The organism is Candidatus Didemnitutus sp. (assembly GCA_019634575.1).
Classification (GTDB): domain Bacteria; phylum Verrucomicrobiota; class Verrucomicrobiia; order Opitutales; family Opitutaceae; genus Didemnitutus.
On record JAHCAY010000001.1, the window covers coordinates 1943089 to 1963804 of the forward strand.

Sequence of the window (20716 nt, forward strand, 5' to 3'; positions counted from 1 at the left end):
CGGCGTCGATTGGGCGAGTTTGAAATCGGGCACGTGTAGGACGGGCCCCTTGCCCTTGGGTGACTCGTCCGGCCAGGAGCAACGCTCCACTTTTCTGCGACCCCAGAACACCCAGCCTTTCTTCACCGAGGCCTCAGCCCCATGAACGCCCCCGCCAATCCCGAAGCGGAATTACGTCAGCGCATCCTTGACCGCAAAGCCGTGCTCGTTGCGGGCACAGGTGTTTCGATTGCCGCCAGCATCGATCCTGCAACTGGGAAACCTAACCCACAGGCGTCGTGGGTGGGCCTGCTGGAACACGGGCTTCAACACGGCTTGAAGATGACCCGCCTCACGCAGCAAGAGGTGGACGCCTATCGCAACCTTCTCCAAGTCGCCCCCACCACCCAGAACTTCATTTCCGTCGCGGCAGCGGTCACCTCGGCTCTCGGGGGCAGTCGATCAACTATTTTCAGGGACTGGCTCGCCGGCACCGTCGGGAAGATCACTGCACACGATCGCAGCGCCTTGGACGCTTTGGACGCACTCCGCCAGCACGGAAATCTCCTCGCGACGACCAACTACGACAGCCTCCTCCTCGGTGCCCGAGCGGATCTCGTCCCCATCAACTGGACAGACCGCGATGCTTTTCTTTGCGCCGCGCGCGGTGAGCGGCCGAATTCGGTTATTTTTCTTCACGGCCACTGGGAGAGCCCGGCGTCTGTCGTCCTCGACTGGAAATCCTACGAGGAAATCTCGAGAGATGAGAACTACCGCACCGATCTGGTCGCCTTCTGGAAAATGACCACGTGGGTCTACATCGGCTGTGGCGTGAACGGTTTGAGTGACCCGGATTTCGGACTGCTGTTGGAGCGGCACGGCGAACGAGCGCGCAACGCCGGCCATTGGGACTTCTGCCTCGTCCGGAAAAAGGATCAGAAGCTTTTTCAAAAGCAATTCGACGACAACAAACTCAATATCTGCGCGGTTCCAATCGGAGCCGAACATACGGACCTACCAAAATTTCTCCGGTCCTTGCTTCCGGCCCCTGTTGCACCTGTCAACACGGCGACACCCCTAGCCTCCGTCGCCGCGGCTGGTGCAAAGCTTCTCCCCCAGCCCCCCGCCTTCTACGCCGAACCCGACTACATCGGCTCGCACAAGTTCGTCGGACGCGCCGCCGAACTCCAAGTCCTCTCCGACTGGGCCAAGCCCGCCGACCCCACGAACCTCCTCCTCTTCGAAGCCATCGGCGGCAATGGCAAGAGCATGCTCACTTGGGAGTGGACGAAAAACCACGCCCTCGCCGCGCGTCCGGCGGACCGGCCGTGGGCCGGACGCTTCTGGTATTCGTTCTACGAGCGCGGCGCCATCATGGCCGACTTCTGCCAGCGCGCCCTCGCCTACATGACGGGTCGCCCGCTCGAGGACTTCGCGAAAAAGAAAACCGCCGACCTAAAGGACGACCTCCTCGCCCAGCTCCATGCCCGGCCTTGGCTGCTCATCCTCGATGGACTCGAGCGCATCCTCGTCGCCTATCACCGCATTGATGCCGCGGAAGTCCCCGACGAGGAGGCGAACAGTCCCACCGACAAAATCGTCAACCGCAACCCCTGCGACGCCATCCGCGACGAAGACAACGACCTCCTCCGCGCCCTTGCCGCCGCCGCCCCTTCGAAGCTCCTCGTCAGCTCCCGCCTCACTCCGCGTGTCCTGCTGAATCCCTCCGGCCAGCCCATCCCCGGCGCGAAGCGCATCACCCTCCCCGGCCTGCGCCCGCCGGATGCCGAGGCGCTCCTGCGCTCCTGCGGCATCGAGGGGAGAAGTGCCGCCATCCAGGGCTACCTCACCGCCAACTGCGACAACCACCCGCTCGTCATCGGCATCCTCGGCGGCCTCATCGCGAACTACCTGCCCGCGCGCGGCAACTTCGACGCCTGGTCCGCCGCACTCGACGGCGGAGCCGCACTCGACCTCGCCCGCCTCGACCTGATCCAGCGCCGCAACCACATCCTTGAGGCAGCGATCAAAACGCTGCCCGACGCCAGCCGCCAGCTCCTCTCCACCCTCGCTTTGCTCACCGACTCCGTGGACTACGAGACGCTCAAAGCCTTCAATCCCCACCTGCCACCGGAGCCAGAGGAGGTGGAGAAGCCGACGCCGCCGGAGGAACATTGGCGTTGGGAACGGCGGTCCGAAGAGGAGAGACGCAGAATGCAGACACACTACAAATCTGTGTCTGCCCAGTGGGAAGAATATCAGAAAGCCGTAAAGGCGTGGGGGGGGTCGGCGGAATTCCGCGCTGCGCCGAAGAAGCTGGAAGCGACCGTCAACGATCTGGAGCAGCGCAGTCTGCTGCAATGGGATCGCCGCACGCGGAGGTATGACCTCCACCCCGTCGTCCGTGGCGTCGCCTCGAGCGCGATGGCGGCAGCGGACCGCGAACGCCACGGTCAGCGCGTGGTGGACCACTTCACCGCCCAACCCCACCGCCCCTACGACGAAGCCGAGACACTGGAGGACGTGGGCAGCGGCCTGCACGTCGTCCGCACCCTGCTCAAGCTCGGCCACTACCAACAAGCAGCGGATGCCTACACGGGAGACCTGGCTCAGGCGCTTCGAATCAATCTCGAAGCCTACGTGGAAACCCTGTCGCTGCTGCGTCCTTTCTTTCCAGCAGGCTGGGACCAATTGCCGCAGGAGGTGGACGACGTCACCGCCAGCCGCCTCGCGAATGAGGCCGCGAGCGCCCTGCACCACTGCGGCGAAGACGAGCAAGCGATCTTGGCCTACGGGGCCAAGATTCGTGGGGACTTGAGGATTGAGAACTTGCGCTTGGTGCGGGTGCGAACGGGCCTCTGCAACATGTCGGTGCACCTGTGGGCTCAGAACCGACTCGCCGCAAGCGTGCGCGTGCATGCCCTTATCCTCGATCTCCCTAGCGTGAACGACAATGCACAGGACATTTTCTGGAATCGGCTCGTCCTTTTCGTCCACCAGTCCCGCCTCGGTCAGTGGCCGGAGGCGATGGCGACGTGGCATTTGCTTGATCCCATGGGGCGACAGTGGTCTCGGGCAACCTATCGGGAGGGACGGGCTGAGTTTCGTTTTGCGGAATTTCAATTTTGGCAGGGTTGCTTGCGCGAAGAATTTCTCGCCGCTGCCGAAATACTCGCGAACAAAGATCAGGAACGTATCACTCTCCGCGACATCCACCGATTGCGCGGAACTTGGCGACTGGAGCAGAGCGAATGGGCGTTGGCCGCCGCGAGCTTCACCCAAGCCGTGACAATGTCCCGCGAGGTCAGCCTTGTGGATGAGGAGTCCGAGACCGGGCTCGCCCTAGCCAAGGTCCATCTCGGCCAGCTCACCCCCGAGGAAGTCCGCAGCGAGGTCCAGCGCCTCGCCCAATTGCGTCGTCCAGCGCATCGCACCCTCGCTCTGCTCTGGACAGCGCTGGGCGATCACGACCAAGCCAAGCACCACGCCCTGAAAGCCTACACCTGGGCTTGGGCCGACGGGGAGCCGTTTGTGAACCGCTACGAACTCACCAAGACCACCGAACTGCTGCACGAGCTGGGCGTTCCCATCCCCAACCTCCCTCCCTACGACTCCACCAAGGATGAGCCCTTCCCGTGGGAAGCCGACGTCCGCACCGCCATCGAAAAACTGCGTGCTGAAAAGAAAGTGAAGCAAGAGAAATCGAAGAATCGTCGTAAGAGCCCACCGGATAAACCTGCGAGTCCCTGATTCGCGAGAAACTCATGCCCCCATGAGGCGGCACAAGGTGAAGACGCTGCACCGGCCTCTCTCGCGCCCAGCGTGCTGAACGACGTTACGGCTTCCGCGCAATCAACCGCCGCGCGACTGTCACGGCGTTCGTGAAACTTGTGGCGTTCGCGGTGCCTTTTCCCGCAATGCCGAAGGCCGTGCCGTGATCTGGGCTCGTGCGCACGAAGGGCAGGCCGAGGGTGACGTTCACGGAGTCGTCGAAATCGATCACCTTGAGCGGGGCGAGGCCTTGGTCGTGGTAGAGCGCCACGATGACGTCGAATTCGCCGCGTAGCGCGCGCGCGAAGAGCGTGTCGGCGGGTTGGCAGAGCGAGAGACCGGGAAATTCGCCGCGCAGTTTGGTCAGCGTCGGATTGAGCAGGTCGCGCTCTTCCTCGCCGAGCAGGCCGTTTTCTCCGGCGTGGGGATTCAGGCCGCACACACCGATGCGCGAAATGTAGGGCGGGGTCTCCGAACCCCGCCGTTCTTCAAGGGTCGCAACAACGTTCGTGGCGGGGTCGGGAGACCCCGCCCTACATGGCCCTGATCCGAAAGCGCGCGCGAGGCGGTCGGCGGCGGCGATGGTGCGGTGCAGGAGTTGCGGGCCGAGGAGTTGCGGCACCTCGCACAGCGGCACGTGCCACGTCGCGAGCGCCACGCGAAGCTTGCCGCCGCAGAAACACATCACCGGCTCGCCGCCCCAGCGTGCGGCGAAGAATTCTGTCTGGCCGGGAAATTCGTAGCCGACGGCGGCGAGCCGCTCCTTGCTGACCGGGCCGGTGACGACGCCGGAAAATTCGCCGGACTTCGTGCCCGCGGCGGCGCGTTCCATCGCAGCCCACGCCACGAGCGCGCCGGCGCCATCGGGCTGGCCGGGCGTGGCGACGAAATCCTCGAGCCCGACCGCGATCTTCGCGCCGCACGCCGGCAGCGTTTCGAGCCAGCGCGCGGGACCGATCACGGCAACGTCCGCAGCTTCGGCGGGATGCGCGGCGAGCCACGTCGCGATGATTTCCGGGCCAACGCCCGCCGGGTCGCCGCAAGTGAAGGCGAGAAGAGGGGAAGATTTTTTCAACACGGAGGGCACGGAGAACACTGAGTGGCGCGGAACGATCAACTAAGCCGTTCAATCCCGATTGGCCACCAAAAGCACGCAGAGCTCAAAAGGCGTGGGACGTTTTGCGCACTGTGGCCATCGAACTTGGGAGATAGCGAAGCGAGACCGACCTCCGCTCCGGCAGTCGGAGATTTCAGGTCTCCGCGACGTCGTCCTTCACGGTGTGGGGACGAGCGAAGCCGCGTTTACCGCTGGCGAAGAACTCGAGGAAGCGCTTCGCTTCCGCGCTCTGCACGCCGGCCGCGAGTTTGGCCGCCGCGAGCGGACGCGGATCGCCACCCGCGAACACGTGCGCGTAACAGGCCTTGATTTCCATGATGGCGGCGCGCGGGAAACCGCGGCGCTTGAGCCCGACGAGATTGAAGCCCGGGACCTCGTCGCGCTCGGCGACCATGAGGAACGGCGCGACGTCCTTCGTCAGGCGCGTGAGCCCGCCGATCATCACGCCTTCGCCGATGCGGACGAATTGGTGGATGCCCGCGCCGCCGCCAACGAACGTGAAGCTGCCCACGCTGACGTGACCGGCGAGCATGACGTTGTTCGCGAGCACGACGTCGTCCGCGACCTCGCAATCGTGGCCGACGTGCGCGTTGGCCATGAGGAAGCAGCGCGCGCCGATGACGGTGTTTTTGCCGGCGTAGATCGAGCGGTTGAGCGTGCAATGCTCGCGGATGACCGTGCCCGCGCCGACCACGACGCCGCTTGCGGTGGCAGGGTCGAACTTGAGGTATTGCGGGTCGCCGCCGACGACGGCGAAGGGGTGCACGACGACACCGTCGCCGAGCACAGCGTGCTTCGTCACGATCGCGTGAGCGTGGAGAGTGCAGTTGGCGCCGAGTTGTGCGCCCGGTTCGACGATCGCGGTGGGATGGATCACGAAATTTTCGATTTTGGATTTTCGATTTTGGATTCCGGAAAACCGGCTGCCACGAGGTGGTCGCCGACGTCCCGGCGGCGACGCAACGGCCACGACACCAGTAACGACACCGGAAGCACTCCATGCTTGCGAGAATCCTTCGGCGCCGTCGGGGACGCCGGTGACCACCTTACGCGAGCGCCCGTCGGCTTTGCGTTTCTTGCGCGTTTCGTGGCCATCTTTTCCGTCGTGAGCGCCGTCACTCCTTGCCGCGGCGGCTGGCGACGCGATCGCTGAGGAGGTCGAGTTGCGGGTCCTGCAGCAGGTCGTAGTTTTTCAACACGCGGATGAGCTGCAGGGTGTCGCTTTTGCCGTAGTTGCGGTTGAGTTCCACCTTGTCGATTAGGTCGAGCAGCATGGCGCGGAACGAGATCACGGCGTCGACGCCCTTCTCCTTCAGCATCGCCACCGCCTGCGAGCGGAACGGCTCGGCGGTGGGCAGGCCGGGTAGCACGAGAATTTTCATCAGGCCGGCGCCGTCCGGGTCCTCGGTCTCGGTCGGGAAGAACCGCGACGCCTCCTTCAGCACGCTCTGTTCGAGGAAGCGGAAAATCTCCGGCTGATTGCGCAGCGTGCTCGGCGTGAAGCGGCCGGCGGCATGCCAGCCCTTGATGCTGACGACGGCGCGATGGACGAACGGCAGCTCGTTGGCGAAAAGGAAGAAGTCGGGCTTGCGCGAGCCGCGTTCCCACGACGGGTTGAACACCACGAGATCGATCACCTCCTCGGCAGCGCCTTTGCGGGCGGTCAGCGCGTATTTGCGCGCCTGGCGCACGAAGAAGCCGGCTTGCTCGAAGTATTCGCGAACGATGCCCTCGTCGATGGCTGACATGGGAATGTCAACGTAGCGCCGGGCGAGGCGAACGCAGTCAAAAAATCACCCCGCCGCTCCGACCTCGCGCCAGACCTTTTCGACTGGCGCCACGGGCACGTCGCCGCGCGTGACGGCGCGGCCGAGCGCTTCGAGAACGACGAAGCGCAGACGGCCGTCGCGGTTCTTCTTGTCGCGCGCCATCGCGCCAAAGAGCGCCGCCATCGGCAGCGACTCACGCAAACGCACGGGCAAATCGTGCGCAGCCACGACGCGCTCCACACGCGCGACCGCCGCCGCGTCGATGAGTCCCAGCTCGCACGAGAGCCGCGCGGCCGCCGCGAGGCCGATCGCGACCGCCTCGCCGTGCAAATAAGCGCCGTAGCCCGCGACGTTCTCGATGGCGTGACCGAAGGTGTGACCGAGATTCAGCAACGCCCGCCCGCCCTCGGCGGCCGTCTCGCGCGGATCGGCCTGCACGACCTGCGCCTTGATTTCGCAACAGCGCCGCACGATCGCGAGCAGGTCCGGATGCGTGAGCGAGAGCGGCCGCGCTTCGAGTCGGTCGAACAACGCGGCATCGGCGAGCAGGCCGTATTTCACGACTTCGGCCGCACCCGCCGCGAACTCGCGCGCCGGCAACGTGGGCAGAAAGTCGGCGAAGCCATAAACCGCGCACGGATGATGAAACGCACCCGCGAGATTCTTGCCGGCTTGGAGGTTGAGCCCGGTTTTGCCGCCGACGGAGCTGTCGACCATCGCCAGCAGCGTCGTCGGCACCTGCACGTAATCGATCCCGCGCAGGTAACTCGCCGCCGCGAACCCCGCGAGATCGCCCACCACGCCGCCACCGATCGCCCACAGCACTCCGCGACGATCGATGCGATGTTGCGCGAGGAACTCCCAAATCTCCGCCAGCCGCGCGACGTTCTTCGTCCCCTCGCCCGCCGGCAAAACCAGCGTCGGCCGGCCGGCAAACGCACCGCTTGAGATTCCAAGAACGCGCGCCACGGACGCATCGGTCACGATGGCCCCGGAGCGCCCCGCCCAAGCCGGCTCCGCCATCGCGGCGGCGAGTTGATTCGCAACCGCACCTTCCCGAAGGTGAATCGGATACGTGTGCCCAGAAAGCTGAACTTCAAGGGGTTGAGCCACGCGACCGTTAGAAAGCAATTACTTGTGCGGGTCAAACCGCGTTTCGGTCATGCGCATCTGCTGCGGTCTTTGCCTCATTTTGAGACAAAATCTCATATCCCTATTGACATGAGATTGGGTCGCATGTGCAGTGCGACTCAATCTCAGTTTTCGCCAAAACTTTCTCATGCACACCCACGCCATTGCCCTCTCCCGCCGCCCGGCCGCCTGCGCCATCGTTGCGCTTCTGGCCGCCACGCTCCGCGCCGACGATGCCGGTGACACACCGAGCTATCTCCCGCCCGCCAACGAGATTCACCGCCTCGCCCAGTTTGAGGTGACCGGCCAAAAGGAGAAAAACGTCTACACCGTCCAGCGCAGCGTGACCTCGACGAAGACCGACACCGCGCTCATCGATGTCCCCCAAGCCATCTCCGTCATCACGCGCGAGCTGATCGACGACCAGGCGATGCAGAACATCGGAGACGTCACGCGCTACGTGCCCGGCGTCGGCATCGCGCAGGGTGAGGGCAACCGCGACACGCCCGTCCTCCGCGGCAACAGCACGACGGCCGACTTCTTCATCGATGGCGTCCGCGACGACGTCCAATATTTCCGCGACCTCTACAACGTCGACCGCATCGAGGTCCTGAAAGGCCCCAACGCCATGATCTTCGGCCGCGGCGGTTCCGGCGGCCTCATCAACCGCGCCACCAAACTCGCCAACAGCCGCAATCACCGCGAAGCCACGCTCCAGATCGGCTCCTGGGACCAATATCGCGGCACGCTCGATTTCGGCGACAAGCTCTCCGACGCGCTCTCCTACCGCGTCACCGGCCTCTACGAGGACAGCGGCAGCTACCGCGACGACGTCACAGTCAAGCGCTACGGCGTCAACCCGACCTTCCGCTACACGCTCTCGAACGCCACGACGCTGCGCTTCGGCTACGAATATTTCCACGACGAGCGCACCGCCGACCGCGGCATCTCGTCCTTCCAAGGCCGCCCGCTCGCCGTCGATCCGTCGACCTTCTTCGGCAACCCCGCGCAGAGCCACGTCGACGCCTCCGTCCACACCGCGTTTGTCACCGTCGACCACCGCTTCAACGCCGCCCTCACCCTGCGCAACCACACGCGCTTCTCCACCTACGACAAATTCTACCAAAACGTCTTCCCCGGCGCCGTGAACGCCACCGGCACCACCGTCGCGATCCAAGGCTACAACAACGCCACGCAGCGCGATAATCTCTTCAACCAGACCGACCTCGTCTGGGACGTCGACGCCGGCAGCCTCAAGCACCAGATCCTCACCGGCCTCGAACTCGCCCGTCAGGTCACCGACAATTTCCGCAACACCGCCTACTTCGACTCCGTCGCCGTCGGCACCACGTCGATCCAGGTTCCGCTCTCCAACCCGCGCACGACGATCCCCGCCGTCTTCCGTCAGAGCGCCACCGACGCCGACAACCACGGCGTCGCCCGCACCGTTGGCCTCTACGTGCAGGATCAACTCGAGCTCACGCCGCACCTCCTCGGCATCGTCGGCCTCCGATACGACCGCTTCGAGGTCGATTTCGACAACCACCGCACCGCCACCTCGCTCGCCTCCTCCGACGAGATGCTCTCGCCGCGCGTCGGCCTCGTCTTCAAGCCCGCCGCCAACGTCTCGCTCTACACCAGCTACAGCATGTCCTTCGTCCCGCGCGCCGGTGAGCAGCTTTCCTCCCTCAGCCTCACCAACCGCAACCTCGATCCCGAGGAATTCAAGAACTACGAAGTCGGCGCGAAGTGGGACATCCGCCCCGAGCTCTCCGTCACCGCCGCCCTCTATCGCCTCGACCGCACCAACGTCGCCATCACCGACCCGGCCGACTCCACCAAGATGCTCCTCGTCGACGGCCAGCGCGCCAAAGGTCTCGAACTCGGCGTCACCGGCCGCATCTCCCGCAACTGGAGCATCGCCGGCGGCTACGCCTACCAAAACGGCGAAATCCTCTCCACCCAGTCCGCCACCGTGAAGGCCGGCGCGCGCCTCGCCCAACTCCCGCGCCACACGCTCTCCCTCTGGAATCGCTACGACCTGAACAAGGACTGGGGCTTCGGCCTCGGCGCGATCTACCGCGACGAGATCTATGCCTCCACCGACAACACCGTCCGCATCCCGAGCTTCGTCCGCTTCGACGCCGCCGCTTTCTATCGCATCAACGACCGCATCCGCGCCCAGCTCAACGTCGAGAACCTCCTCGACCGCGACTACATTTCCACCGCGAACAGCAACACGAACATCACGCCCGGCTCCCCGCGCGCGATCCGCTTGAGCGTCACGACGAATTTCTGAGTGCTCCGGAGCGCGCAGACGATTTTGTCGGCGCGCTCCTTTTTCCCCGCGCCGCGCCGACCGCGCGCCTCCGTCGCCCCATGAAACTCCTCCGCGCCGTCCTCTTCTGGCTCCATCTCGCCGCCGGCCTCATCGCCGGCCTGGCGATCGGCATCATGTGCCTCACCGGCGCCGCCCTCGCCTTCGAAAAACAACTCGTCGCGTGGGCCGAGCGCGACGCGCGCCAAATCGCCATTCCCGCCGCCGACGACGCCCCTCGCGTGCCCTTGGCCGACCTCGTGCAATGCGCCCGCACCGTCGCTCCTGAGAGCAAACCCACGACGCTCATCGCCTCCGCCGACCCGACCGTCGCCCTCGCCATCACGCGCGGCCGCGGCGACGTCGTCTACGCCAATCCTTTCACCGGCGAAGTCCGCGCGCCCGCCTCCACGCGCGTGCGCGACACCCTGAAATTTCTCGAACAACTCCACCGCGTGCTCGCGCTCAGCGGCGACCGGCGCCCGATCGGCAAAGCCATCAACGGCGCCTGCAACCTCGCGTTCTGCTTCCTCGCCGTCTCCGGCCTCTATCTCTGGTGGCCGCGCAACCTCACCTGGCGCAGCGTGCGCGCCGTCGCGCTTTTCAACGGGCGCCTCACCGGCAAGGCCCGCGACTTCAACTGGCACAACGCCGTCGGTCTCTGGTGCGCGCCCGTGCTCATCGTGCTCACGCTCACCGCGCTCCCGATTTCCTACCGCTGGGCCTCGAACGGCGTCTTCCGCCTCTTCGGCGACACTCCGCCCGCCGCCAACACCGAAGGCCCGACCCGCGCCGAAACCGGCACGCCGCGCGAGGGCCGCGCGCCCGCCGAACGCAGCGCGCACGCGCTCGATCTCGATCGGCTGCTCGCCTCCGCCCGCACCGAAATCCCGCACGCCGAATCCTACACCCTGCGCCTCAACACCCCGCCACGCGCCGCGACCGCCACGGTCGTCGTGCGCGAACCGAGCGCCTGGCCGCGCACCGCCAACACGACGCTCACGCTCGACGCCCAGACCGGCGCCGTCGTGCGCCGCGAGAGTTTCGCCGATCTCACCGCCGGCCGCCGCGCCCGCACCTGGACGCGCTTCCTCCACACCGGCGAAGCGCTCGGCCTCGCCGGCCAGCTCGTCGCCGGCCTCGCGTGCCTCGGCGGCGTCATCCTCGTCTACACCGGTTTCGCGCTGGCGTGGCGCCGCTTTTTCCCCGGCAAACGCGCCACGACGGCGACGGCCGCCATCTGATTTTCGTTCTCATGCAACCCGACGCCATGACTCCGCAACGTCGCACCGACCTCCTCTTCGTCGTCGGCCTGCTGGCTGCTGTCGCGCTGCTCGTCCTGTTCATCGGTGGCATCCATCTCGCCACATGAACGCGCCCTCTCCATCCGCTCCTCGTCGTTCTCCGGGCGCCTCGCCGGTTCGTAAGCCGCACGGTTCGCTGTGTTGCGAGGCTGCCGCCGGGCCCGCGGATGGAACCCTTTCCGAGTCACGACCTGTGCAGACCGCTGCACGCCATGTCCTCCTTCCGCGAAGATCCATCGTCTGAACGTCTCCTCCGTTTTTCTTCGTCTGAACTGATTCGCCACGCGCGCCGCGCGTCCGCGACCGATGCCGCGCACTCGACCGGGCGCGATGGCCTTCCCCTTGTGGTCGAGTGCTGACCCTTGCCCGTCCGTGCCGGGCCGCCGCCTGCGCATGTCGTGACTCGGAAAATCACGACCACGCCGGCGCCCGGTGCGGACGGGTCCTCTTTCAACCCGTCCGTCTTTTCGTCATGAGAAACCATACCTGCCGTCTTTCCGGCTTTCGTCTCACCCTCGCCACACTCGCGCTCGGCGTCGCGACCTCGCTGCCCGCGCAGACCGCGCCCAGCGATGCCCCGGTCGCGCTCGACAGCTTCACCGTCACGGCGAAGCGCGAGCACCGCACCTCCAAGGGCGCGACCAATCTGCCACTGACCATCAAGGACACGCCCCAGTCGATCAGCACGATCGACCAGGAAACCATGAGCGACTTCGCCACCACCGACAGCAACGAAGCGCTGCGCCTGGGCACCGGCCTTACGGTCGATGCGTGGGAAACCAACCGCACCTCCTACAGCTCCCGCGGCTTCGACATCATGCTGACCCAGGTCGACGGCCTGGGCATGACCAACGACTGGGGTCTCGTGGTCGGCCAGCAGGACACCTACCTGTTCGACCGCATCGAGCTGATCCGCGGCGCCAACGGCCTCCTTACCGGCGTCGGCAACGCCTCCGGCACCATCAACTACGTGCGCAAGCGCCCGACCAACCACGACGGCGGCGAGCTCGTCGTCCGCACCGGCTCGCACGACCTCCGGCGCGCCGCCCTCGACTACAACCAGGTCCTCACCGCCTCCGGCTCCTGGGCCGCGCGCCTCGTCGTCGCCCACGAGGACAAGGATTCCTCGCTGCGCGCGCTGCACGATCGCCGCACCACCCTCTACGGCGTGATCGAAGGCCAGATCGGCACCGCCGGCGCGCTCACCGCGGGATTCAGCTACGCGGACTCCCTGCAGCGCTCGCCCTTCTGGGGCTCGCTGACGCTCATGCGCGCCGACGGCAGCCAAGCCGAGTTCGATACCTCTGCCTCGCCCTCGCAGGACTGGACCCGCTGGGCGCTGCGTTCCGCCAACGCCTTCGTCGAGTATGCGCACACCCTTTCGCCCGACTGGGAAGCCAAGCTCACCTACAATCACCGCACCGGCAACGAGGCCGTGAAACTCTTCTACGCCTACTCGCTCACCGGCGCCCTCAACGCCGATGGCACCGGCCTCTACGGCTGGCCCTACCGCAGCGATTCCGAATCCCGCAGCGACATCGTCGACGCCAATCTCAACGGCCGCTTCAGCGCCTTCGGCCGCCGGCACGAGGCAATCGCCGGCCTCAGTGTTTCGCGGCAGAAAACCTACTCCGAATATTACTCGATCGTCAGCTCGCACAGCACCGTGCTCCCGGCCTTCCCCTACGCCGGCGACGTCTATGCCGAACCCGTCTGGGGCGCGACCAGCGTCGGCAACGACGGCAACCAGGAGCTCGCCCGCGTCTACGCCGCCACTCGTCTTTCCCTCACGGACCGGCTCAAGGCCATCGCCGGCCTGAACGCCATCCGCCTCAACCGCGACGGCACCTCGATCTACGGCGGCGGCGTCAACCTCGACAACGAGACCACCGAAAAGATCAGCCCCTACGCCGGCCTCACCTACGACCTGACTCCCACCGTCCTCGCCTACGCCTCCTACTCCGACATCTTCCAGGCCCAGGATCAGCGCGACGTGAACGGCCGCTTCCTCGCCCCGATGAAAGGCGTCAACGCCGAGATCGGCCTCAAAGCCGAGTGGCTGAAACGCCGCCTGCTGACGACCGTCGCCGTTTTCGACGCCAAGCAAAAGGGCCTCGCCACCGAAGCCGGCTTCGACCCGGTCGCCCAACAATCCTACTACGCGCCGAAGGACGTGCACTCGCGCGGCGTCGAACTGGAGGCCACCGGCCGCGTCACCTCCAACACCAATCTGACCGCCGGCTTCACGCGCATGGAGCTAACCGGTCCCGACGGCGCCGACATCTACGAATGGGTTCCGCGCACCATCGTCAGCCTGCGCGCCGACACGCGCCTGCCGGGACTGCCTCAGTTCAAATTCGGCGCGGGCCTGCGCTGGCAATCCGACGTCTTCAAGACCGGCGCGGTGCGGCAGAATTCCTACCTGCTCGTCAACAGCTTCGCCGCCTACGAATTGACCAAGCGCGCTACCCTGCGCCTCAACATCGATAATCTCACCGACGAGAAATACCTGCGCACCGTGCAATACGGCGCGATCTACGGCGCGCCGCGTCAGTTCTCGGTCAGCCTTGAATACAAGCTCTGAGGCCGCAGCACACCGAGCCGGTCCCTCCTCCAGGTTTTTCCGGAGGGACCGGCTCGTTCGGTCCAAAGATCACCCGTCCTCCTTCGTCTCCATGCGCAAACGTCTCTGGCAACTTCACTCCTGGCTCGGCCTCCTCGCCGGACTCGGCCTGCTCGTCGTCGGCCTGAGCGGCAGCCTGCTCATCTTCCACGAGGAACTGGAGGCGTTGTTCAACCGCGAACTCGCGCGCGTCACACCGGCGCCCGCCGGGCGCCTGCCGCTCGACACCCTGCTCGCCCACGCCCAGCGCCAGCTGCCGGAGCACGAGATCACCGGCTGGCTGCCGCAATGGGACGCGGCGGACCGCGCCGACGTCCTCTACGTCATCCGGCGCGGCGACAAGGAGTGGCTCGTCGCCACGCTCGACCCCTACACCGGCCGCCTGCTGGCGTCGCCGCGCCTCGGCACGACGACGCTCACCGGCTGGCTGCTCGAGCTGCACTACGCATTCTTCGCCGACCACGCCGGCCTGCTTGCCGCCGGTGTGTTCGGCCTGCTGCTCCTCGCCCTCGGCTTCACCGGCGTGTGGCTCTACCGCGACTTCTGGAAGAACTTCCTCACGCTCCGCTGGCGCCGCGGCGCGCGCATTCTGTTTTCCGACCTACACAAGTTCGTCGGCATCGCCTCCGTCGCCTTCAACCTCGTGTTCGGCTTCACCGGCGCCTACTGGAACTTCACCCACGTCATCGGCGAATGGGTCGCCGGCGAACACGGGCAGAAGAGAATCGAGCAGCGCCTCTACGCGCCCACGCTCTCGTTCGACGCGCTCGCGCGCGACGCCGCGCAGCGGCTCCCGGGCTTCCGCGCCAACTTCGTCTCGCTCCCGAGCGACCCCGTCGCCGCGAATGTCACGCTCTGGGGCACGGTCGAGCCGCGCGCCTGGTTCACGAGCCCCTACGGCAGCACGATCGTCTACGATGCCCAGACCAGCGCCCACCGCATGACCAACGACCTGCGCGCCGCCAGCGCATGGACGCGCGCGGTCGACAGTTTCCGTCCGCTGCACTTCGGCGATTTCGGCGGCCCGCCGGTGAAAATCCTCTGGGCCCTGGCCGGCCTCGCCCCCGGCACGCTCGCGATCACCGGCTTCGCGATCTGGTGGCAGCGGCGTCGGAAACCAATACGAATCAGCGCCGCGGGAACGCCCACTTGAGGAATACGGGCAGCGCCTCGGCCCAGGTGGACTCGTGGTGTTTGCCGCCGGCGATCTCGTGATAAGTCACATCGACGTCGCGGCGGAAACCTTTCGCGGCCAGTTCGTCGATCAGCTCGGTCGTGTCCTGAATGGCGTCGATCACGCCGTTGCCATCGCGGTCGTCGGTCTCGTCCGCCGTGCCGGCTTCGAACCAGAGGCGCAACGCGGGCTTCGTGGCGGTTTCGCGCACGATCTTGTGGGCCAGTCGCGAGCGCTGCGCGGCGCGCCAGTCGCCATCCTCGCCGCGCCACCAGAGCGAACCGGAAAATACACCGACCGCGCCGAACACGTCCGGATGCGCCCACGCGAGGTCGAACGCACTCAATCCACCGAGCGACGCGCCCATGATCGCGGTCCGCGCTGGCGTCGCGCCGACGCCGTAACGGCAGCGCACTTCCGGGAGGACGAACTCCAGCACGCGGCGCTGAAACGCCGCGGCTTTTTTTCCCCGTCCCGCGTAGTCGAGCGTGCGCGCGAGGCCGTATTCCTCGATCCGCTCCGCTGTCGCGGAAATCGCCACGACGAGCGGCGGTGTGATTTCTCCGGCAGCGGCGAGCCGCTCGATCGTCTCGGCGAGCTTCCAGGCCGCCATGTTCTGGCCATCGAGCGCGACGAGCAGCGGCGTGTCGGCCGTCACTCCACCGGGCGGGAGAAAAATCCGCACGTCGCCCGCGACGAGATCGTCCGGCGCCTGCACGGCGAGCGTTTCCTCGCGCGCGAGCACGACGGCTGCGCTGGCCTCGGTCAGGCCGAGGCCGACGAGGATGCGTCCGAGTTTGGCGGCGAGATGTCGTTCGCGCTTCATGCGTGGTTCAAGGCTTCATCGACCTGCGTGAGCCATTCCTGAAAGTCAGCTTTGAATTTCGTGTCACAGTCGCGGCGCGAGAGCAGCCGCCGTGCCCCGCGCGCGGCCAGGAGTTCGTCGATTTTCCGCCCCGCCGCGCAAAAATCGCGATAGGACGACGAGCCGAGCGCCAGCACCGCGTAACGCAAGCCATCCAGCCGCAACGCCGGCAGCGCAAGAGCGGCGAAGAAAACCGCCGCATCCGGCGGCACCTCGCCCTCGCCCCATGTGCTCACCACCAGCAGCGCCGCATCGAACTCGCGCAGCCGCGCCGCGGGAAAATCCGCGACGTTCGCGACGACGCAAGCGCGGCCGCGCTCGCCGAGCGCCTGCCCGGTGGCGTGCGCGAGTTCCTCGGCATTGCCGGAAACGGTGGCGTAGAGCACGGCGACGGACGCGGACATCGCGCCATTGAGGCGGCGAGGCGTCGGTTGTCCACTCCGGGATGGGCCGAAATATCGGAGCTTCCCGGGAGCTGCGCGCTTGCGCTCCCCGAGTGAAATCGCCCTCATCGCCCCTTATGCAGCACCCCGCCTCTTCCCCGGCGCGCGACGAAAGCGGTCTCTTCGGTCATCCGCGCGGCCTCACGAACTTGTTCTTCACGGAACTCTGGGAGCGCTTCGGCTACTACGGCATGCGCGCCCTGCTCACGTTGTTCATGGTCGCGCCGCTCGCGAAGGGCGGACTCAACTTCGACAACCGCACCGCCGGCATCATCTACGGCACCTACACGATGAGCGTCTACATGCTCTCGATCCCCGGCGGCTACATCGCGGACAACTTCCTCGGCGCGCGCGCCACGGTGTTCTGGGGCGGCGTGATCATCGCCCTCGGCTACTTCTCGCTCGCGGTGCATTCGACGACGTTCTTCTACCTCGGCCTCGCGCTCGTCGCCTGCGGCACCGGCCTGCTCAAGCCCAACATCAGTTCGATGGTCGGCTCGCTTTACTCGAAGGACGATCCGCGCCGCGACTCGGGTTTCTCGATTTTCTACATGGGCATCAACATGGGTGCCTTCCTCGCCCCGCTGATCACCGGCTGGATCGCGCAGGATGACCGGGCGAAGGAACTGATCGCGAGCTTCGGCTTCGATCCGAGCCGGAGCTGGCATTTCGCCTTCGCCGCCTCCGGCGTCGGCATGGTGATCGGCTTGATCATCTACGTGCTCCAAAAGCACCGCCTCGCCGACGTCGGCCATCCGCCCGCCGCCAACGTGCCGCGCCCGTGGGGTAAGCTCTTCAGCGTGCTCGCGATTTCCGCCATCGTCTTCGGGCTCGTGCGCCTGTCCGATTCAAACCCGGCCTTCGCTTGGATCAGCTACGGCTACGTCGTGCTGCCCGTGCTCGCGATCATCTGGTTCGGCACGCGACCGGACATGACGCTGAAGCGCTTCGCGGCCGTGTTCGTGTTCTCGCTGGCCTACCTCATCTTCTGCGCCGTCTTTGAGCAGGCTGGCTCGACCATCTCGCTCTTCGCCGACCAGCTGACCAACACCGAAGTGCTCGGCTATAAGTTCCCGTCGGCTTGGTTCCAGTCGGTGAACTCCGTGTTCGTCATTCTGCTCTCGCCGATCTTCGCCTGGCTCTGGATCAAGCTCGGCGACAAGCAGCCGTCGAGTCCGGCGAAGTTCGCGGTCGGCCTGTTCTTCCTCGCGCTGTCGTTCGTGTTGATGGTGCCCGCCGCGCAGCTCACCGCCGAGGGCAAGGTCGGTCCGTTCTGGATCGTCGGCCTGTTCTTCCTCCAAACCGTCGGCGAGCTCTGCCTCAGCCCGGTCGGCCTGAGCACGATGACCAAACTCGCGCCCGGCAACCTCGTCGGTCTCGTCATGGGCGTGTGGTTCCTCGCCGCCGCGCTCGGCAACAAGCTCGCCGGCACGGTCGCAGGCGACTTCACCGCCACCGACCCGAAGGCGCTCTCGAATTTTTTCCTCCACCAAGCCGGCTGGGTGGCCCTCGCCTTCGTCATCCTCGTCGCCCTCACCCCTTGGGTGAAGAAGCTGATGGGCGAGGTGAAATAACCCGCCCCATTCCTCCGTCTTTTCCGGCGCGGCTCTCGAGCCGCGCCTTTTTGTTGCCCTCCCCGAAAAGAGTTAGGGCTCGCACGCGTCACGGGCCAGTGAACACGTGCGAGCCCTGTTGGTCACCTCTCGCACCCGTTGCCGGGCACGAAACAGATGGGCAGAGGATAGCGCGGACGCGCAAAATATCGGACGGAGAAAACCACCTAAATTTAGGTGGTGACCTAAAAAAGCCGCTCAAAGCGGCCGATCCGGCTCGGCCGAATCCGCCACGACGCCGGCAATTCGCCAGCGTCCCTCTTCCGCGACGAGCGAGTAGCGAAACGCCTTGCCCGCATTCTTCGCATCGAAAACCACGCAGACAACCTGTGCCCGACCGCCGCGATCATCGCGCACCACTCCCAGCTCGAAACGCCGATGCGCCACCACCGCAGGATAACCGCGCCGCAGCATCGCGGCGAAAACCGCCGGCGAGAATTGCCGCTGAATGCCGCTCGCCGCGAACCGATAAGCCTCGTCGAACTTCCCGGCTCGGATCGCGTCCAGCTGGCCTTCGACTGTCGCGCGCACCGCGTCGCGGACCGGCTTGGAACTGAGGCGCCAGGCCGGCGCATCATCCGCCTGCGCAATCGCGAACGCCGCGACGAACAGCAGGAGGATCATCCCGCTCCCGCGCATCACTCCAAGCCGAACACCGCGCGGCTGTAATTTTCGATCGAGAAGGGCTGCAAGTCATCCGGCTGCTCGCCGAGTCCGATGAAGTAGATCGGAATTTTCAGCTGTCGGTAGATGCCCACGATGGCGCCGCCGCGACTCGTGCCGTCGAGCTTCGTCACAATCAGGCCCGTGAGCCCGAAGCTCTGGTGAAACACCTTGGCCTGCTCGATGGAGTTGCTGCCGAGCGAGCCGTCGACCACGAGCCAGCGGTGCTGCGGCGCCGTCGCGTCGTTCTTCTGCAGGACGCGCCGGATCTTCGCGAGCTCGTCCATCAGGTTGCTCTTCGTGTGCAACCGTCCCGCCGTATCGACGATCAGCCAATCGGCCCCGCGCGACTTCGCGGCTTGCCAGGCGTCGAACGCCACCGCCGCCGCGTCCGCACCCGTGTGGCTGGCGACGATGTCGATGTTCAGACGCGTCGCCCAACTCTTCAGCTGCTCGACTGCCGCCGCGCGGAACGTGTCGCACGCGGCCACGACGACGGATTGCCCGTCGCCTTTCATTTTGTGCGCGAGCTTGGCCGTCGTGGTGGTTTTGCCGGAGCCGTTCACGCCGATCATCGCAATGACGGTCGGCTTCACCGCCGGCGCCGCCAGCGTGCCCTCGGCACCGGTCAGGACGCGTTTCAGAATCGCGGCGCCGATTTCCGCCGCCTGCTTGCCTTGCAGGGTCGGGTCCTTCCGGTAGGCGGCTTTGATCTCCTCGAGAATCTCGGTCGTCGTTTCGACACCGAAGTCCGCCGTGTAGAGCGCCTCCTCGAGTTCATCGAGCGACGCGGCATCGATCTTCCGCCCGCCGAAGAGCCCATGCGTCTTCGCCGCGATCGCCGCGACGGTCTTTGTCAGACCGTCTTTGAATTTCTTGAAGAGGGAAAACATGGGTGGATGGAAGTAGCGCGGAGTGACTAGCGGGTAGCGAGCATCACGCCCTCGATTCCGCCACCACAAGTTTGTCGGTCATGCTCGCTACTCACTACCCGCTACTCGCTACTGGCCTTCCGCGCGTCGCGGCCGGCCTTGTCCTTCATGCGGTCGAGGATGCCGTTGATGAAACGCTTCGAGTCGGCGGTGGAGAAATTTTTCGAGAGGTCGATGGCCTCGTTGATCGAGACGACCGGCGGGATGTCCTTGCGGTAAAGCATCTCGAAGATCGCCAGCCGCAGGATCGCGAGGTCGATGCGCGCGATGCGCTCGAACTCCCAGTTGTGCGCGAGCGTGCGGATGTGGCCGTCGATCTCGTCGATGTGCTTCATCACCCCATCGATCAATTCCTCCGCGAAGGCGTAGTGATCGCGCGGCTTTTCGAGACCGTCGAAGAACAACCGCAAGTCCTCGGTGAAGTTCGCGGGTTTGTTGATGCTCCAGGCGTAGAGAAACTGGAGTGCGGCGGCGCGGCTTTCGCGGCGTTGGGAAAATTGACTGCTCATGAGTGTTTGCCTTTTCGCAGGGTGCGGCGGAGCGCCGCCATTTCAAGCCCGGCGCGCGCGAACTCCGCGCCGCGATCGAGCTTGCCGACGCAACGCGCGCGCGCCTGCGCGAGCGTATCGGTTACGATCACGCCGTTGATCACCGGCACTCCGGTGCCGAGCGCGACCTGTTGCAACGCGTGGGAAACGCTCTCGCCCACCATCTCGTGATGGTTCGTGTCGCCGCCGATCAGCACGCCGAGCGCGATCACGCAGTCGAAACGTCCGGTCGCGGCCAGTTGCTGCGCGGCCCACGGCACCTCGTGCGAACCCGGCACGCGAATTTCCACGATGTCCTTCGCACGCACACCGGCGGCGGCGAGCACTGCCACGGCGCGAGAGCGCAAGCCGTCGACGAGCCCGGTGTTGAACCGCGCCGCCACGATGCCGAAACGCAGGCCGGCACCGCGGATGTTCAAGTCACTGGGAGCGTCGAAACTCATGGAACGGGTAATTGGCGGGGGCAG

Annotated in this window: 16 protein-coding genes; 6 read left to right on the forward strand and 10 right to left on the reverse strand. The window is 65.8% G+C overall.

Annotated features, from left to right (window positions below):
• The first annotated feature begins 141 nt into the window (after nucleotides 1-141).
• Entirely contained in the window at nucleotides 142-3729 is a 3588-nt protein-coding gene (locus KF715_08160) for an SIR2 family protein (protein MBX3736646.1), read from the forward strand.
• Between the two features lie 85 nt (nucleotides 3730-3814).
• On the opposite strand, the gene KF715_08165 is transcribed toward KF715_08160, so the two are convergent.
• The 4 genes from KF715_08165 to aroB all read right to left on the reverse strand — a co-directional run bounded on the left by KF715_08165 (nucleotide 3815) and on the right by aroB (nucleotide 7749).
• Nucleotides 3815-4867 carry a 4-hydroxythreonine-4-phosphate dehydrogenase PdxA gene (locus KF715_08165; protein MBX3736647.1) on the reverse strand — a complete coding sequence of 351 codons (1053 nt, stop codon included), beginning with the start codon at nucleotides 4865-4867 and terminating at the stop codon, nucleotides 3815-3817.
• 133 nt (nucleotides 4868-5000) lie between these two features.
• Complete coding sequence (gene lpxA, locus KF715_08170; protein MBX3736648.1) at nucleotides 5001-5744, reverse strand: acyl-ACP--UDP-N-acetylglucosamine O-acyltransferase; 744 nt, start codon at nucleotides 5742-5744, stop codon at nucleotides 5001-5003.
• Nucleotides 5745-5982: 238 nt separating this feature from the next.
• Nucleotides 5983-6615 (reverse strand): hypothetical protein, encoded by a 633-nt coding sequence (locus KF715_08175; protein MBX3736649.1) that lies wholly within the window; start codon nucleotides 6613-6615, stop codon nucleotides 5983-5985.
• 45 nt (nucleotides 6616-6660) lie between these two features.
• On the reverse strand, nucleotides 6661-7749 hold the full coding sequence (gene aroB, locus KF715_08180) for a 3-dehydroquinate synthase (GenBank protein MBX3736650.1): 1089 nt from the start codon (nucleotides 7747-7749) through the stop codon (nucleotides 6661-6663).
• A gap of 166 nt (nucleotides 7750-7915) precedes the next feature.
• Here aroB and KF715_08185 point away from each other — a divergent pair, with 166 nt between their 5' ends.
• The 4 genes from KF715_08185 (at nucleotide 7916) to KF715_08200 (ending at nucleotide 15164) form a co-directional block, all read left to right on the forward strand.
• Nucleotides 7916-10066, forward strand: a complete 2151-nt coding sequence (locus tag KF715_08185) for a TonB-dependent siderophore receptor (GenBank protein ID MBX3736651.1) — start codon at nucleotides 7916-7918, stop codon at nucleotides 10064-10066.
• An 80-nt stretch (nucleotides 10067-10146) separates the two neighbouring features.
• A complete protein-coding gene (locus KF715_08190) occupies nucleotides 10147-11328 on the forward strand; it encodes a PepSY domain-containing protein (protein ID MBX3736652.1) in 1182 nt (393 codons plus the stop codon).
• A gap of 532 nt (nucleotides 11329-11860) precedes the next feature.
• A complete protein-coding gene (locus tag KF715_08195) occupies nucleotides 11861-13972 on the forward strand; it encodes a TonB-dependent siderophore receptor (GenBank protein ID MBX3736653.1) in 2112 nt (703 codons plus the stop codon).
• 91 nt (nucleotides 13973-14063) lie between these two features.
• Nucleotides 14064-15164, forward strand: a complete 1101-nt coding sequence (locus KF715_08200) for a PepSY domain-containing protein (GenBank protein ID MBX3736654.1) — start codon at nucleotides 14064-14066, stop codon at nucleotides 15162-15164.
• Here the strand turns inward: KF715_08200 and KF715_08205 are convergent.
• Complete coding sequence (locus KF715_08205; GenBank protein ID MBX3736655.1) at nucleotides 15139-16011, reverse strand: hypothetical protein; 873 nt, start codon at nucleotides 16009-16011, stop codon at nucleotides 15139-15141. The two genes, KF715_08200 and KF715_08205, sit on opposite strands and share 26 nt — an antisense overlap.
• A complete protein-coding gene (locus KF715_08210) occupies nucleotides 16008-16454 on the reverse strand; it encodes a flavodoxin domain-containing protein (protein ID MBX3736656.1) in 447 nt (148 codons plus the stop codon). Before KF715_08210 ends, KF715_08205 begins: the two co-directional genes overlap by 4 nt.
• A 116-nt stretch (nucleotides 16455-16570) precedes the next feature.
• On the opposite strand from KF715_08210, the gene KF715_08215 reads away from it, so the two are divergent.
• On the forward strand, nucleotides 16571-18067 hold the full coding sequence (locus KF715_08215) for a peptide MFS transporter (protein MBX3736657.1): 1497 nt from the start codon (nucleotides 16571-16573) through the stop codon (nucleotides 18065-18067).
• 237 nt (nucleotides 18068-18304) lie between these two features.
• Here the strand turns inward: KF715_08215 and KF715_08220 are convergent, their stop codons facing one another.
• From KF715_08220 to KF715_08235, 4 genes are all read right to left on the reverse strand, one after another.
• Complete coding sequence (locus tag KF715_08220; GenBank protein MBX3736658.1) at nucleotides 18305-18730, reverse strand: DUF4864 domain-containing protein; 426 nt, start codon at nucleotides 18728-18730, stop codon at nucleotides 18305-18307.
• Nucleotides 18731-18744: 14 nt separating this feature from the next.
• Nucleotides 18745-19662 carry a signal recognition particle-docking protein FtsY gene (gene ftsY / locus KF715_08225; protein ID MBX3736659.1) on the reverse strand — a complete coding sequence of 306 codons (918 nt, stop codon included), beginning with the start codon at nucleotides 19660-19662 and terminating at the stop codon, nucleotides 18745-18747.
• A gap of 101 nt (nucleotides 19663-19763) precedes the next feature.
• On the reverse strand, nucleotides 19764-20210 hold the full coding sequence (gene nusB, locus KF715_08230) for a transcription antitermination factor NusB (protein MBX3736660.1): 447 nt from the start codon (nucleotides 20208-20210) through the stop codon (nucleotides 19764-19766).
• Complete coding sequence (locus KF715_08235) at nucleotides 20207-20692, reverse strand: 6,7-dimethyl-8-ribityllumazine synthase (protein MBX3736661.1); 486 nt, start codon at nucleotides 20690-20692, stop codon at nucleotides 20207-20209. The genes nusB and KF715_08235 overlap by 4 nt, the downstream gene beginning before the upstream one ends.
• Between the last annotated feature and the right edge of the window lie 24 nt (nucleotides 20693-20716).